Source organism: Burkholderia sp. MSHR3999, from assembly GCF_000833595.1.
GTDB classification, from domain to species: Bacteria; Pseudomonadota; Gammaproteobacteria; order Burkholderiales; family Burkholderiaceae; genus Burkholderia; species Burkholderia ubonensis.
Genome location: NZ_JRFO01000001.1, coordinates 1,236,260 through 1,251,587, shown reverse-complemented (window position 1 = coordinate 1,251,587; position 15,328 = coordinate 1,236,260). Strand labels below are relative to the sequence as shown.

At 69.5% G+C, this 15,328-nt stretch carries 12 protein-coding genes; 7 read left to right on the top strand and 5 right to left on the bottom strand.

The window, feature by feature from the left end; translation table 11 throughout:
- Positions 1–6 precede the first annotated feature (6 nt).
- Together KY49_RS06000 and KY49_RS05995 are read left to right on the top strand one after the other, a co-directional pair.
- Entirely contained in the window at positions 7–1,428 is a 1,422-nt protein-coding gene (locus KY49_RS06000; RefSeq protein ID WP_042583779.1) for an FAD-binding oxidoreductase, read from the top strand.
- 25 nt (positions 1,429–1,453) lie between these two features.
- Positions 1,454–2,311 (top strand): metallophosphoesterase, encoded by an 858-nt coding sequence (locus KY49_RS05995; protein WP_042583778.1) that lies wholly within the window; start codon positions 1,454–1,456, stop codon positions 2,309–2,311.
- 14 nt (positions 2,312–2,325) lie between these two features.
- On the opposite strand, the gene KY49_RS38050 is transcribed toward KY49_RS05995, so the two are convergent.
- Positions 2,326–2,481: a hypothetical protein gene (locus tag KY49_RS38050; RefSeq protein WP_010092586.1), complete on the bottom strand. Its 156-nt coding sequence runs from the start codon at positions 2,479–2,481 to the stop codon at positions 2,326–2,328.
- A gap of 119 nt (positions 2,482–2,600) precedes the next feature.
- On the bottom strand, positions 2,601–3,542 hold the full coding sequence (locus KY49_RS05990) for a LysR family transcriptional regulator (protein ID WP_042583777.1): 942 nt from the start codon (positions 3,540–3,542) through the stop codon (positions 2,601–2,603).
- Between the two features lie 157 nt (positions 3,543–3,699).
- On the opposite strand from KY49_RS05990, the gene KY49_RS05985 reads away from it, so the two are divergent.
- From KY49_RS05985 to KY49_RS05970, 4 genes are read left to right on the top strand one after another with little or no spacing between them, the layout of a single operon-like run.
- A complete protein-coding gene (locus KY49_RS05985; RefSeq protein WP_082062303.1) occupies positions 3,700–5,337 on the top strand; it encodes an efflux transporter outer membrane subunit in 1,638 nt (545 codons plus the stop codon).
- A 15-nt stretch (positions 5,338–5,352) separates the two neighbouring features.
- Positions 5,353–7,557, top strand: coding sequence for an FUSC family protein (locus KY49_RS05980; RefSeq protein WP_042583775.1), 2,205 nt, complete (start codon positions 5,353–5,355; stop codon positions 7,555–7,557).
- Positions 7,554–7,757 (top strand): DUF1656 domain-containing protein, encoded by a 204-nt coding sequence (locus KY49_RS05975; RefSeq protein WP_010092591.1) that lies wholly within the window; start codon positions 7,554–7,556, stop codon positions 7,755–7,757. The genes KY49_RS05980 and KY49_RS05975 overlap by 4 nt, the downstream gene beginning before the upstream one ends.
- A 12-nt stretch (positions 7,758–7,769) precedes the next feature.
- Positions 7,770–8,648 carry an efflux RND transporter periplasmic adaptor subunit gene (locus KY49_RS05970; protein ID WP_042583774.1) on the top strand — a complete coding sequence of 293 codons (879 nt, stop codon included), beginning with the start codon at positions 7,770–7,772 and terminating at the stop codon, positions 8,646–8,648.
- A gap of 62 nt (positions 8,649–8,710) precedes the next feature.
- Here KY49_RS05970 and KY49_RS05965 read toward each other — a convergent pair whose 3' ends face one another.
- A complete protein-coding gene (locus KY49_RS05965) occupies positions 8,711–10,378 on the bottom strand; it encodes a methyl-accepting chemotaxis protein (RefSeq protein WP_042583773.1) in 1,668 nt (555 codons plus the stop codon).
- 398 nt (positions 10,379–10,776) lie between these two features.
- Between KY49_RS05965 and KY49_RS05960 the strand changes: the two genes are divergently transcribed.
- Positions 10,777–12,027, top strand: a complete 1,251-nt coding sequence (locus tag KY49_RS05960; RefSeq protein WP_042583772.1) for an MFS transporter — start codon at positions 10,777–10,779, stop codon at positions 12,025–12,027.
- 78 nt (positions 12,028–12,105) lie between these two features.
- On the opposite strand, the gene KY49_RS05955 is transcribed toward KY49_RS05960, so the two are convergent.
- Together KY49_RS05955 and KY49_RS05950 are read right to left on the bottom strand one after the other, a co-directional pair.
- Positions 12,106–12,894, bottom strand: coding sequence for a 5'-methylthioadenosine/adenosylhomocysteine nucleosidase (locus KY49_RS05955; RefSeq protein ID WP_088580844.1), 789 nt, complete (start codon positions 12,892–12,894; stop codon positions 12,106–12,108).
- Positions 12,895–12,896: 2 nt separating this feature from the next.
- Complete coding sequence (locus tag KY49_RS05950) at positions 12,897–15,260, bottom strand: UvrD-helicase domain-containing protein (protein WP_042583770.1); 2,364 nt, start codon at positions 15,258–15,260, stop codon at positions 12,897–12,899.
- Positions 15,261–15,328: the final 68 nt, after the last annotated feature.

The window sequence follows — 15,328 nt, the reverse complement described above, 5'->3', positions numbered from 1 at the left end:
ACCGCCATGAAATCTTCCGAAGCTTTCGTTTCCGCCTGCCGCGACGCGATCGGCGCGGACTACGTACTGACCGACGCGCACGACACCGAGCCGTTCCTGACCGACTGGCGCCGCCGCTACAAAGGGTCCGCGTGCGCGGTGCTGAGACCGGCGAACACCGCCGAAGTCGCGACGCTCGTGAAGCTCGCGAACCTGCACGGCGTCGCGCTCGTGCCGCAAGGCGGCAATACGGGCCTGGCCGGCGGCGCGACGCCCGACGCGAGCGGCGGGCAGGCGGTGCTGAGCCTCGCGCGCGTCAATCGCGTGCGCGCGCTCGATCCGCACAACAACACGATCACCGTCGAGGCCGGCGTGATCCTCGCCGACGTGCAGGCCCGCGCACGCGACGCCGGCCGGCTGTTCGCGCTGAGCCTCGCGGCGGAGGGCAGCTGCACGATCGGCGGCAACCTCGCGACCAACGCCGGCGGCACCGCGGTGCTGCGCTACGGCAACGCGCGCGAGCTGTGCCTCGGGCTCGAGGTCGTGACGCCGCAGGGCGAGATCTGGGACGGCCTGCGCGGGCTGCGCAAGGACAACACCGGCTACGACCTGCGCGACCTGTTCATCGGCGCCGAAGGCACGCTCGGCATCATCACCGCCGCCGTGATGAAGCTGCACCCGCAGCCGGCCGCGCAGGTCACGGCGCTTGCCGCACTCGAATCGCCGCATGCGGCGCTCGACTTCCTCGCGCTCGCGCAGCGCGCGGCCGGGCCGCTGCTGACGGGCTTCGAGCTGATGTCGGATTTCTGCATGCAGCTCGTCGGCAAGCATTATCCGCAGCTGCGCTACCCGTTCGATCGCACGCATCCGCAAACGGTGCTGCTCGAACTGTCGGACAACGAGAGCGAAGCGCACGCGCGCGCGCTGTCCGAGAAGCTGATGGAGGAGGCATTCGAGGCCGGCATCGTGGTCGACGCGGTGGTCGCGGAGAACCTCGCGCAGTCGCGCGCGTTCTGGGACCTGCGCGAGCACATCCCGCTCGCGCAGGCCGACGAAGGGCTCAACATCAAGCACGACATCGCGGTGCCGATCTCGTCGATCGCGCGCTTCATCGACGAGACCGACGCGGCGATCCAGCAGGCGGCGCCGGGCGCGCGGATGGTGACGTTCGGCCATCTCGGCGACGGCAACCTCCACTACAACGTGCAGACGCCCGCAGGCGGCGACCCGAAGGCGTTCCTCGCCGAATATCAGGCGCCGGTCAACCGGATCGTCTACGACAACGTGCACCGCCATCACGGCACGATCAGCGCGGAACACGGGATCGGCCAGCTGAAGATCGACGATGCGCAGCGCTACAAGTCGCCGGTCGAGATCGGGCTGATGCGCACGCTCAAGGCCGCGCTCGATCCGCGCGGCCTGATGAACCCCGGCAAAGTGCTACGCTGAAGCCACTTGTTTCGGAGCGACGTTCGTGAAGATCCGCGTGCTGTCCGACCTGCATCTCGAAAGCAACCTGCCCGACGTGATCCCCCATGCCGACGCGGATCTCGTCGTGCTGGCCGGCGACATCCACAACCACGCGGAGGGCCTGCGCTGGGCCGCCGAGACGTTCGATCCCGAGGTGCCGGTGATCTACGTTCCCGGCAACCACGAGTACTACGACGGCGAGTTCGGCGCGCTCGAGGCGGCGATGCGCGACGCGGCGCGCGCGCTCGACAACGTGCATTACCTGAACAACGACGTCTACGTCGATCCGGCCGGGCGCTTCCGGGTGCTCGGCACGACGCTGTGGACCGACTTCGCGCTGTTCGGCGCGGACGATGCGAGCGTCGCGCGCGCGATCGACGCGGCGTCGCGCGTGATGCTCGATTTCAAGGGACTGATCCAGGTGACGTGGCCGCACGACGCGGCGGTCCATGCGGGCAGCGATGCGCCGGAACGCGGCGCGGAGCGCGATTTCACGCCGGCCGATGCGCTCGCGCTGCACCGCCGGTCGCGGGCGTGGCTCGAGGCACAGCTGGCTGCGCCGTTCGCCGGCACGACGATCGTGGCGACCCATCATGCACCGCACCGGCGCTCGCTCGCCGAGCGCTATGCGCAGGATCCGGTGTCGGCCGGGTTCGTCAACGATCTGGCGGGGATGGTGCGCGCGCCGGTTGCCCTCTGGGTGCACGGCCACACGCATACTTCATTCGATTACGTGACGGAAGGCGGCACGCGCGTCGTCTGCAATCCGCGCGGCTACATTCGCCGGCGCACCGGCGAACTGGAAAACACCGCGTTCGCGTGGGACAAGGTCGTCGTGCTTGACGAGGCGGCCATCCGCTAGACCGCCCCGCCGCTTCAGCGCCCGAGGCGGCGCGCGGCTTCCGACGCCGACCGCACCCGGACCGGCGCCGGCTGCAGCCGCGCCTTCATTGCGCGCAGCAGGTCGCGCGACGCGACGGCGCCGATCACGCCGAACAGGATTCCAAGGCCGATCATCAGGTGCGTATCCATTGCTTCTCCGTATTGCTGCAGATCACTCTGAGCCAGACAGTATCAAACTGTCCGCCGGACGACCGTAAAAAAGTGTTGCGCGAACGACAAATCTCGTCAGATTTCGCGATCCCGCGACGTCATGTCGCGCGCGTGAACTGCTCCAGCGCAGCCTCGTCGGCGTCGAGCGTCGCCGGCAGTTCGTCGCGCAGGAAATCGACCCAGGTCCGGATTTTCGCGTCGAGATACTGACGGGACGGATACAGCGCGTAGATGTTCATCACGTGCGACCGGTACTCGGGCATCACGCGCACGAAATGGCCGTTGCGCAGCCCGGCGATCGCCGAGTAGATCGGCAGCACGCCGATGCCCATCCCTTCCCGCACGGCCACCGCGAGCGCTTCGGCGACGTTCACGCGGAACGGCGGCGCCGGCAGTGCGACATGCTCGTCGCCGTTCGGCCCGGACAGCGTCCAGTCGTCGTAGTGAAAGCCCGGCGCGACCATGCCGAGACAGGCGTGACGCGCGAGATCCTGCGGCTGTTGCGGCACGCCGTGCTGCTCGAGGTAGCGCGGCGACGCGCAGACGACACTGTACGATTCGCCGAGCCGCTGCGACACGAGCCCGGAATCCGGCAGGTCGCGACCGACGACGATCGCGACGTCGTAGCCCTCGTCGAGCAGGTCCGGCATCCGCTGCGCGAGCGTCAGGTCGACGTGCACGTCCGGATAGCGCTCGCGATAGCGCGACACCGCAGGCACCGTGTAGTGCTGGCCGAGGCTCGTGAAGCAGTGCACCTTCAGCTTGCCCGACGGACGCGCATGCGCGTCGCTCGCCTCCGCTTCCGCCTGGTCGACATACGCGAGGATCTGTTCGCAGCGCTGCAGATAGCGTTCGCCGGCCTCGGTCAGCGCGATGCGGCGCGTGGTCCGGTTCAGGAGCCGGGTGCGCAGGTGCGCCTCCAGGTCCGAGACGGCGCGCGACGTATAGGCGGTCGTCGAATTCATCTGCTGCGCGGCCGCGGTGAAACTGCCCGCATCGACCACGCGCATGAATACCCGCATGTTCTGTAACGTATCCATGCCATTACCCGTGAGAATCGGGGAGGATTGTTACACGCTCGCCAACAAATATTATCTCAGCTTTTGTAAAAATGACTTGCACCGTTGTCCGTATATTCAGCAATTGCCTAAAAATATAATCCCACTCGGCTCATCTATATCCGAAAGGGAGAAAATCGTGCAGTCTCCGGCAATAAAAGGGACGCTCGCACTCGCGGTTCTTGCAGTCTCATTAATAATGGCCGGATGCGCGAGCATGGGCGACAACAAGCCGCAGTCCACGCAGATCGATCCGGGCGCGCTCGACGCCGGCGCGGCCATCCGTGCGGCCGATCGCGATGCGGGCTGGCCCGCGGCCGACTGGTGGCGCGCGTATCGCGATCCGCAGCTCGACGCGTGGATCGCCGCCGCGCAGGCCGGCAACCCGACGCTCGCCGCCGCGCAGGCGCGCGTGCGCGAGGCGCAGGCGATGGCCCGCGTCGCCCGCTCGGCCGAACTGCCGCAGATCAACGGCAACCTGTCGCTGATGCGCCAGCACTGGCCGGACAACGTGTTCTACGGCCCGGGGCCGCTCGCGAACGCCGACACCTGGAACAACACCGGCACGCTCGGCCTGTCGTATCACCTCGACCTGTGGGGCAAGGACAAGAACGCGACCGAGCGCGCGCTCGACGTCGCGCACGCGAGCGCGGCCGACGCCCGCGCGGCGCGTCTCGAACTCGAGGTCAACGTCGTGCGCGCCTATGTCGGGCTGTCGATGAACTACGCGCTGCTCGACCTCGCGCACGACACGTTCGAGCGCCAGCGCGCGCTCGCGGACCTCGCGCGCAAGCGGCTGCAGGCCGGCCTCGGCACGCAGCTCGAGGTCAGCCAGGCGGAATCGACGCTGCCCGACTACGAACGCCAGATCGATACTTACGAGGAAGCGATCCAGCTCGCCCGCCACCAGCTCGCCGCCCTCGCCGGCAAGGGGCCGGGCGCGGGCGACTCGATCGCGCGGCCGAAGCTCGCGCTCGACGCGCCGGCCGGCCTGCCGTCCGCGCTGCCGGCCGACCTGCTCGGCCGCCGGCCGGACGTCGTCGCGGCGCGCTGGACGGTCGACGCGCAGGCGCGCGGCATCGACGTCGCGAAGGCCGCGTTCTATCCGAACATCGACCTGCTCGCAACCGTCGGCGGCTTCGGCGTGACCGCGCCGTTCGCCGACTTCCTGCGCGCGATGAACGGCGGCTGGACCGCCGGCCCGGCACTGTCGCTGCCGATCTTCGAAGGCGGCCGGCTGCGCGCGCAGCTCGGCGCGGCGTCGGCCGGCTACGACCAGGCGGTCGAGCGCTACAACCAGACGATCGTCGGCGCGCTCAAGGACATCGCCGACCAGGTCGTGCGAATCCGCTCGCTCGATACACAGAAGAAGGATGCCGCACGCTCGGTGGCCGCGAACGACCGCAGCTATCAGCTGTCGCGCGAAGGCTTCCGCCGCGGCCTGACCGATTACGTGAACGTGCTGGTCGCGCAGCAGCAGCTGTTGCGTGCGCAGGAAACGGCCGCGCGGATCGACGCGGAGCGCCTGTCCGCGCACGCGGCGCTGATGGCCGCGCTCGGCGGCGGCGTCGAGACGGGTGAGGATGTGCCGGGCGTCGCTACGCCGGGTGCCGAAGCGTCGGGCGTCGCTACGTCGGGCGCCGGAGCGTCGGGCCCCAAAGCATCGGCCGCCACCTCGGGCGCCAAGGCGCCGGCTGCCGCTGCGTCGAATCCGAAAGCCGGCGGCGCCGCGCCGCTCGCACGCGCCGACGCGGCCCGCGCGCCGGCGGCCCGGTAACGCGGAGCGCTCGTCATGCCAGCCACCTCCTCCACCTCCCCGCCCGCCGGCCATCCGCCGTCCGCGTGGCTCGCCGCGCTCGGCGACTGGGCCCGCACCGACGGCGTCGCCTGGCTCTATCTCGTCAAGGCGCTGCTCGCGGCGTTCATCGCGCTCGGCGTGTCGATGCGCCTCGACCTGCCGGCGCCGAAGACCGCGATGACGACCGTGTTCATCGTGATGCAGCCGCAAAGCGGCGCCGTGTTCGCGAAGAGTTTCTACCGGGTCGCAGGCACGATCTTCGGACTCGTCGCGACGCTCACGTTCGTCTCGCTGTTTCCGCAGCAGCCGCAGCTGTTCCTGCTGTCCATCGCGCTGTGGATCGCGCTGTGCACGGCCGGCGCCGCGCGCAACCGCAACTTCCGCAGCTACGGCTTCCTGCTCGCCGGTTATACGACCGCGCTGATCGGCCTGCCCGCATCGCAACACCCGGACGGCGCATTCATGAGCGCAATGACGCGCGTCTCCGAGGTAATCGTCGGGATCGTGTCGGCCGGCGTCGTCAGCGCGCTCGTGTTTCCGCAGTACACGGGCGAGCAGATGCGCACGACGGTACGCAAGCGCTTCGGAAGTTTCGTCGACTACGTCGCGTCGGCGCTGTCCGGTCAGCTCGACCGCGCGCACATCGAAACCATCCATACCCGCTTCGTCGCCGACGTGGTCGGATTCGAGGCCGCGCGCAGCATGGCCGTGTTCGAGGATCCCGACACGCGCATGCGCAGCGGCCGTCTCGCGCGGCTGAACAGCGAGTTCATGAGCGCATCGAGCCGCTTTCACGCGCTGCACCAGCTGATGAACCGGCTGCACGCTGCCGGTGCGCAGGCCGCGATCGCTGCGATCGAACCGTATTTCCGCGAGATCGCACCGCTGCTCATGCGTAACGGCGGCCCCGTGCGCACGTCGGCCGACGCCGCGCACTCGGCCGAGCAACTGCTCGCGTGGCGCGATGCGCTGCCGCGCCGCATCCGCGCAACGCGCGCGGAACTCGAAACGCAACCCGACTTCCCGCTGCTCGACTTCGACACGGCCGCCGAACTGCTGTACCGCTTCATCACCGACCTGCAGGCGTATGCGGCGACCTATGCGTCGCTCGCGACCGCGACGCACGAGCGCGAACGCTGGATCGAGCGCTACGAGCCGCGCACCAATCTGACGGCCGCCGTGATCGCGGGCATCCGCACCGCGACGGTGATCCTGGCGCTCGGCTGGTTCTGGATCGAGAGCGCCTGGCCGAACGGCGTCACGCTGGTGCTGACGGCAGCGGCGACCTGCGCACTCGCGTCGTCGACGCCGCGCCCGACCGCGATGTCCGCGCAAATGGCTATCGGCACGGCGCTCGCGGTCTGCACGGGTTTTCTGCTGATGTTCGGGATCTACCCGCGGATCGACGGCTTCGTCCTGCTGTGCGCGGCGCTCGCACCGCTGCTCGCGATCGGCATTTATATGACGCTGAAGCCGAAGCTCGCGGGCTACGGCATGGGCTACCTGATCTTCTTCTGTTTCCTTGCCGGCCCGGACAGCATCACGCATTACGACCCGTCGAGCTTCATGAACGACGCGCTCGCGCTCGTGCTGTCGATGCTCGCGTCGGCGATCGCGTTCGCGGTGCTGTTCCCGCCGACCGCGCCGTGGCTGAAGAAGCGCCTGTTCGCGGACCTGCGGCACCAGGCCGTCGCGGCTTGCCATGCACGCCTCGCCGGCCTGCGCACCCGCTTCGAGAGCGGCGCGCGCGACCTGATGTACCAGGCGCACACGCTGTCGGCCGATCAGCCGGACGTGCAGCGCGACGCGCTGCGCTGGATGTTCGCGGTACTCGAGGCCGGCAACGCGGCGATCGACCTGCGCGACGAACTCGCGGCGCTGCCGGCCGCCCCGCACTACGCGCCGGAAACGCCGTGGCGCAGCGCGATCGACACGATGCGCGACACCCTCTCCGCGCTGTTCGAGAAACCGGCCGCGGACCGCTTCGACGCGACGCTCGCGGCCACCAACGCGGCGATCGACGCGACCCGGCAGGCGCTCGCCGCGCTGATCGCGCTCGCGCCGCCGCGCGACGAACGCCACCGGCTGCAGCGCATCCTGAGCCACCTGCATTTCGTGCGCACCGCGCTGCTCGATCCCGAATCGCCGCTCGCGTCGCTGAACCGCGGCCGCGCCCCCCAACAAGGAACCTCGTCATGATGCCGCGTGAACTCGCCATCCTCGATGCCTACATGCCCACGGTCGTGCTGATGTTCGTCATCGGCGCGCTGGCGACGTGGGCCGTCGACCGGCTGCTCGCCTATACCGGGCTCTACCGTCTCGTCTGGCACCCGTCGCTGTTCCGGGCCTGCCTTCTCGTCTGCATCTGCGGCGGGCTGAGCCTCGCCGTTTACCGTTGAACCACAACCATCATGATCCTGCGAAAACTCTTCGGCTTCGTCGCGACGGCCATCATCTTCATCGTCGCGATACTGATCGGGCGCTCTTTGTGGGTGCACTACATGGATGATCCGTGGACGCGCGACGGGCGCGTGCGCGCCGAGATCGTCAACGTCGCGCCGGACGTGTCGGGCGCGATCGTCGAGCTGCCGGTGCACGACAACCAGCTCGTGAAGAAAGGCGACCTGATCATGCAGATCGACCCGTCGCACTACCAGATCGCGGTCGAGCAGGCGCAGGCGGCCGTCGCCGCCCGCCGCGCGGAACTGCAGATGCGCCGCGACGACGCGGCCCGCCGCGCGGACCTCGACGCGCTCGTCGTGTCGAAGGAAAACCGCGAGAACGCCGCGCACAGCGCGACGAGCGCCGACGCGCAGTACCAGCAGGCGCTCGCCGCGCTCGATGCCGCGAAGCTCAATCTCGAGCGCACGCGCGTCGTCGCGCCGGTCGACGGCTACATCACGAACCTGCAGACGTTCAAGGGCAACTACGCGGTGGCCGGCCAGGCCAAGCTCGCGATCGTCGACAGCCAGTCGTTCTGGGTCTACGGCTATTTCGAGGAAACCAAGCTGCCGCGCGTGACCGTCGGGGCGCCGGCCGAAATGCGGCTGATGAGCGGCGGCGTGCTGAAGGGCCACGTCGAGAGCATCTCGCGCGGCATCTTCGACCGCGACAATCCGCAAAGCCGCGACCTCGTCGCCGACGTGAACCCGACCTTCAACTGGGTGCGCCTCGCGCAGCGCGTGCCGGTGCGGATCAAGATCGACGAAGTGCCCGACGGCGTGCTGCTGTCGGCCGGCACGACCTGCACGGTCATCATCGATCCGGACAAGCAGAAGAAGAAGTCGTAACGCGCGGCGGCCCGCCGGGCCGCCGGGCCGCCGCAATCCCCTGCCGGCGCGTGCCGCGCGCGTCAGGCGCCGGCAGGCGCCGTGAACCGGAAGCGCCCGACCAGCGCCTTCAGCGCCTGCGCCTGATCGTCGAGCGCGCGCGCCGCGGCGGCGGCCTGCTCGACGAGCGCCGCGTTCTGCTGGGTGCCGGCGTCCATCTGCGTGACCGCGCGGCCGATCTCGTCGATGCCCGCGCTCTGCTCGCTCGACGCGGCCGAAATCTCGCCGATGATGTCGGTCACGCGCTTCACCGCGCGCACCACGTCGCCCATCGTGCGGCCCGCGTCGTGCGCGAGCGCCGCGCCGTTCGCGACGCGCTCGACCGACGCGCCGATCAGCGCGCGGATTTCCTTCGCCGCGGTCGCCGCGCGCTGCGCGAGCGAGCGCACCTCGCCCGCCACCACCGAGAAGCCGCGCCCCTGCTCGCCGGCACGCGCCGCCTCGACCGCCGCGTTCAGCGCGAGGATATTGGTCTGGAACGCGATGCCCTCGATCACGCCGATGATGTCGCGGATGCTCTTCGCGCTCTCGTCGATCTCGCTCATCGTCGCGACGACCCGGTTGACCACCTCGCCGCCCGCCTCCGCGACCGTCGACGCGTTCTCCGCGAGCGCGCTCGCCTGCCGCGCGTTCTCCGCGTTCTGGCGCACCGTCGACGTCAGCTGCTCCATGCTGGCCGCGGTCTTCTCGAGCGCGACCGCCTGCTGCTCGGTGCGCTGCGACAGGTCGAGGTTGCCCATCGAGATCTCGCCGGACGCGGCCGCGATCGCCTCGGCGCTGACGGCGATCTCGGAGACCGTCGTCGCGAGCCCGGCCTGCATGTCGGACAGCGCGCGGACCATGCTGTCGCGGTCGCGCCTGTCGAGCGCGATCGACTTCGTCAGGTCGCCCCGCGCGATGTCCGCGGCAATCGCCTTCGCGTACGCGGGCTCGCCGCCGAGCTGCGCGACGAGGCGGCGCACGACCCGCTCGGCGATCACGATCGCGAGCGCGATCAGCGCGACGGTCGACGCCGCGATCATCGCAAACGACGACGAGAAGATCGTCGACGACGCATCGAGCGTCGCCTTCGATTTCGCGCCGCGCGTCTTCACGAGCTCGGCGACGAGCTTCTCGAGCTTGCCCGTCTCGACGAGCAGCGACACGTCCTGCGTGCCGACCTGCCAGTTCATCTGCGACAGGTCGAGCGGCTGCGCGCGCACCAGCGTGACGAAATCGCGCAGATGGCCGCTCCAGCCGCCGACCGCCGACGCGAACGCGCGCAGCCGCGCCGAATCGTCCGCGTCGGCCGGGTCCGCGTCGCGCTGCAGCGCGCCGAGCGCCTTGCCGATCGACGCGAGCCCCGCGTCGATCTCGGCGCCGAGCTCGTCGCGCTCCTTCGCGGTCGTCGCGGTCAGCAGCATCTTCTGCGCGCGGCTCGCCCGCAGCACTTCGGCCCGCACTTCCTGCGCCGCACGGCTCGCGACGTGCCCCTGCTCGTAGACCGACGCGATCGAGCCGTTCAGGCGGCTGATCTGCGCGAGCGAAAACACTCCGATCGCGAGCGTGCCGGCCAGCAGCACCGCGAACGCGGCGCGCAGCGTCGCCTTGACGCTCCAGGGTTGGCGCGCACGCCGGGCGGCACGCTTGGCGCCGTCGCCCGGCGCGTCGACAGGAGCGCCCGCCTGCGGACGCAGTGAAGCTGCATTCATCGATAGAGTCCCCATTTTGATCACGCTGCCGGAAAGGTCGGGTCCGGCTTCACCGCGATGGCTGTCGCGCCCGCGCGTCCGCCCCGGCGCGGCTCGTGGCCGGCGTCCGGGGCGGCGCGCCCGTCTGGTTGTTTCGTCGGTTCTACGGCAGCCGGCGGCATTCCTTGAGTCCGGTGAAACGCGCATCCGGCACGACCCAGCCCGACACGGCGCACACCGCCAGCGTTATACCCGGCCAAAAAGGCGCGCGAGCGGCAATGCGCCCCTCGATGTCTGATTTGCGACAAAACTTGGCCGGACATTCACAACGCGCCACATTACACTCGCTTGACGCTGCAACGATCCAAACGCGCCGTCCGCACCGAGCGCGTCCCGCTACCCCAACCCGCTCAGCTCACATGGAAACCAGCCTCGACACGCGCGCCGCCGGCCAGGCCGCGCCGGCCGCCCCCTTGCCGCACGCGGCGCCTGCCGCCCCCGCGGCCCGCACCGTCTATCCGGTGCTCGGCGCGATCAGCTTCTCGCACCTGCTCAACGACATGATCCAGTCGCTGATCGTCGCGATCTATCCGATGCTCAAGAGCCAGTTCGCGCTGTCGTTCGCGCAGATCGGCCTGATCACGCTGACCTACCAGATCACCGCGTCGCTGCTGCAGCCGCTCATCGGCCTCTACACCGACAAGCGCCCGCAGCCGTACTCGCTGCCGGTCGGCATGGGCTTCACGCTGGCAGGGCTGCTGCTGATGTCGGTCGCGCCGAGCTTCGGCGCGCTGCTGGTCGCCGCGGCGCTCGTCGGCTGCGGGTCGTCGGTGTTCCATCCGGAATCGTCGCGCGTCGCGCGGATGGCGTCGGGCGGCCAGCACGGGCTCGCGCAGTCGGTGTTCCAGGTCGGCGGCAACGCGGGCGCGGCGCTCGGGCCGCTGCTCGCCGCGCTGGTCGTGATCCCGCACGGCCAGCCGAGCATCGCGTGGTTCTCGGCCGCCGCGCTCGTCGCGATGGTCGTGCTCACGCGGATCGGCCACTGGTACAAGCGGCATCCGTCGATGCGCAGGAAGGGCGCGCCGGCCGCGCACGCGACGCTGCCGCGCAACCGCGTGATGCTCGCGACAGGCGTGCTGGTGCTGCTCGTGTTTTCGAAGTACTTCTATCTCGCGAGCATCAACAGCTATTTCACGTTCTACCTGATCGACAAGTTCCACCTGTCGGTGCAGGCCGCGCAGTTCCACCTGTTCGTGTTCCTCGCGGCCGTGGCCGCCGGCACGCTGATCGGCGGGCCCATCGGCGACCGCATCGGCCGCAAGTACGTGATCTGGGTGTCGATCCTGGGCGTCACGCCGTTCACGCTGCTGCTGCCGTACGCGAACCTGTTCTGGACGAGCGTGCTGACGGTGATCATCGGGGTCGTGCTCGCGTCCGCGTTCGCCGCGATCATCGTGTACGCGACGGAGCTGATGCCCGGCAAGGTCGGCATGGTCGCGGGCCTGTTCTTCGGCCTCGCGTTCGGGCTCGGCGGCGTCGGCGCGGCGGTGCTCGGCCAGCTCGCCGACGCGACGAGCATCGCGTTCGTCTACAAGGTGTGCTCGTTCCTGCCGCTCATCGGCGTGCTGACGGTGTTCCTGCCGAACCTCGAAGGCAGCCGGCGCGCATAGCAGGCGTGACGTGAAATGCGCGAGCCCGGCGCGCGGCGATGCGCGCCGGGCTCGCGGGAGACCGGGCGACGGCGGCGCTCAGGCCGCCGTCGCCGCATGCAGCGTCAGGAAACGCTTGAGGATGCCGGACGAATAGCTGCTCGCGATTTCCGACAGGAAACGCGAGAACGACTGGGTCGCGTGATCGTCGGCGGTGTCGGAGATCGTGCGCACGAGCGCGAACGGCACGCCGTGCTCGACGCACACCTGCGCGATCGCCGCCCCTTCCATCTCGACCGCGAGCGCGTCCGGCAGCGCGTCGCGCAGCGCGACGACCTCGCGCTCGCTCGACACGAAGCGGTCGCCGCTGATCACGAGCCCGTTGCGCAACTGCGCGCCGGCCAGCCGGAAGCGTTCGGCGAGCGCGCCGCCCTCTTCCGCGATGAACTGCGCGCACGCGGCCTTCAGGCGCGCGGACAGCTCGGCGTCGGTGTCGAAATGCGTGGCGCCGAGCAGCGGCACCTCGTAGCGCGGAAACAGCGGCGACGCGTCGAGATCGTGCTGCAGCAGCGTATCCGCGACGACGACGTCGCCGACCCGCACCGTGCGTGCGACCCCGCCCGCGACACCCGTAAACACGACGCCCGCGACGCCGAACACGTGGATCAGCGCGCTGACCGTCGCGGCGGCCGCGACCTTGCCGATCCGCGCGAGCGTGACGACGCACGCCGCGCCGTGCACGGTGCCGACGTGATAGTCGCGGCGGCCGAGCGTGACCGTCTCGACCGCGCCCTCGGCGCGCATCGCGGCGATCAGGTCGCCGAGTTCCTCGGGCAGCGCGGCGAGAATGCCGAGCGGCTTGCCCGGCGACGAAGCCTTGATATCCATGCTCATTCCACCGCCTGCAGTTTAGCGACCGCGAGCGCGAGCCATTTCTCGCCGTGCCGCTTGAATTTCACCTGGGCCTTCGCGTCCGCGCCGTTGCCTTCGAGCGCGGTGACGGTGCCTTCGCCGAATTTGGTGTGGAACACCTGCTGGCCGACCCGGAAGCCGGTGTCGGCCGCGCGCTGCTGGTTCGCGAACGCGGGCAGCGGCGCCGACACGGCCGCGTCGACGATCTGCTCGCGCCCGGCGCCCGGCCGCGCGAACCAGTCGCGGCCCCAGCCCGCGTTGTCGCTGCGGCCGCCGCCCCAGCGCGCGCCCGCCTCGACCTTCGGCGTCAGCCACTTCAGCACGTGCTGCGGCAACTCGTCGAAGAAGCGCGAGCGCACGTTGTAGCGCGTCTGCCCGTGCAGCATCCGGCTCTGCGCGAACGACAGGTAGAGCCGCTCCTTCGCGCGCGTGATCGCGACGTACATCAGGCGGCGCTCCTCCTCGAGGCCGTCGGATTCGAGCACGCTGTTCTCGTGCGGGAACAGCCCCTCCTCGAGACCGGTGATGAACACCGCCGCGAATTCGAGGCCCTTCGCCGCATGCACCGTCATCAACTGCACCGCGTCCTGGCCGGCCTGCGCCTGGTTGTCGCCGGCCTCGAGCGACGCGTGCGACAGGAAGCCCGCGAGCGGCGTCATCGTGTCGGGATTTTGCGCAGGGTCGCCCGGGGCCGCCGGGTCGAGCACGTCGACGACGGCGCCGTCCGCCGCCGCGCCGAGCTCGGGCGCCGCGATCGCGCCCGCGCGCAGCGGGATCGCGCGGGCCGGCGTGTCGAGCCCGTAGCCTTCCTCGCTGACGAACGCGGTCGCCGCGTTGACGAGTTCCTGCAAGTTCTCGAGGCGGTCCTGGCCTTCGCGCTCGCCCTGGTAGAAATCGGCGAGGCCGCTCGCGCGCACGACGTATTCGACCGTCTCCGGCAGGCTCATCTGCTGCGTGTCGGCGCGCATCTTCGCGATCAGGTTCGCGAACGCGCCGAGGCTCGTGCCGGCCTTGCCGGTCACGTACGGGATCGCGGCGGCCATCGCGCAGCCGTACAGGCGCGCCGCGTCGGCGAGCTGCTCGATCGAGCGCGCGCCGATGCCGCGCGCCGGGAAGTTCACGACGCGCGCGAACGCGGTGTCGTCGTTCGGGTTGTCGATCAGGCGCAGGTACGCGAGCGCGTGCTTGATTTCCTGCCGCTCGAAGAAGCGCAGGCCGCCGTACACGCGGTACGGGATGCCGGCCGTCATCAGCGTGTGCTCGATCGCACGCGACTGCGCGTTGCTGCGGTACAGGATCGCGACCTCGCTGCGCGCCATCCCGGTATTGATCAGCGAGCGGACCTCCTCGACGATCCAGCCGGCTTCCTGCGAATCGGTCGTCGCCTCGTATACGCGCACGGGCTCGCCGTGGCCGGCGTCGGTGCGCAGGTTCTTGCCGAGGCGGTGCGCGTTGTTCGAGATCAGGTGGTTCGCCGCGTCGAGGATGTTGCCGTGCGACCGGTAGTTCTGCTCGAGCTTGATCAGGTTGCGCACGCGGAACTCGTCCTCGAAGTCGCGCATGTTGCCGACGTTCGCGCCGCGGAACGCGTAGATCGACTGGTCGTCGTCGCCGACCGCGAAGATCGCGTTCTGGCCGCCCGCGAGCAGCTTGAGCCACGCGTACTGCAGCTTGTTCGTATCCTGGAACTCGTCGACGAGGATGTGCTTGAAGCGCGCCTGGTAATGCGCGCGCAGCGGCGGGTTGTGCGCGAGCAGCTCGTAGCAGCGCAGCAGCAGCTCGGGGAAATCGACGACGCCTTCGCGCTGGCACTGCTGGTCGTACGCCTGGTAGATCTCGACGAACTTGCGGTTAAAGCTGTCGGTCGCGTCGACCTTGTCCGGCCGCAGCCCCTGCTCCTTCGCGTTGTTGATGAAGTACTGGACGTTCTTCGGCGGATATTTCTCGTCGTCGATGTTCGCGCCCTTCATCAGCCGCTTGATCGCGGACAGCTGGTCGGACGTGTCGAGGATCTGGAAGGTCTGCGGCAGGCCCGCGTCGCGGTAGTGCGCGCGCAGCATCCGGTTGCACAGGCCGTGGAACGTGCCGATCCACATCCCGCGCGTATCGATCGGCATCATCGCCGACAGCCGCGCCATCATCTCGCGCGCGGCCTTGTTCGTGAAGGTGACGGCGAGCACGGTCGCGGGCGACGCGTAGCCCTGCTGGATCAGCCATGCGATCCGCGTGATCAGCACCCGCGTCTTGCCGCTGCCCGCCCCCGCGAGGATCAGCGCCGGTTCGTTCGGCAACGTGACGGCGGCGTATTGTTCAGGGTTGAGATTCGCGAGCAGATCGGGCATGGAGTGGCAACGGGCGTGCGGTGGAACGTAGGCCCGCCATTATAAATCCGCCGTGCGACTTGCCGGGA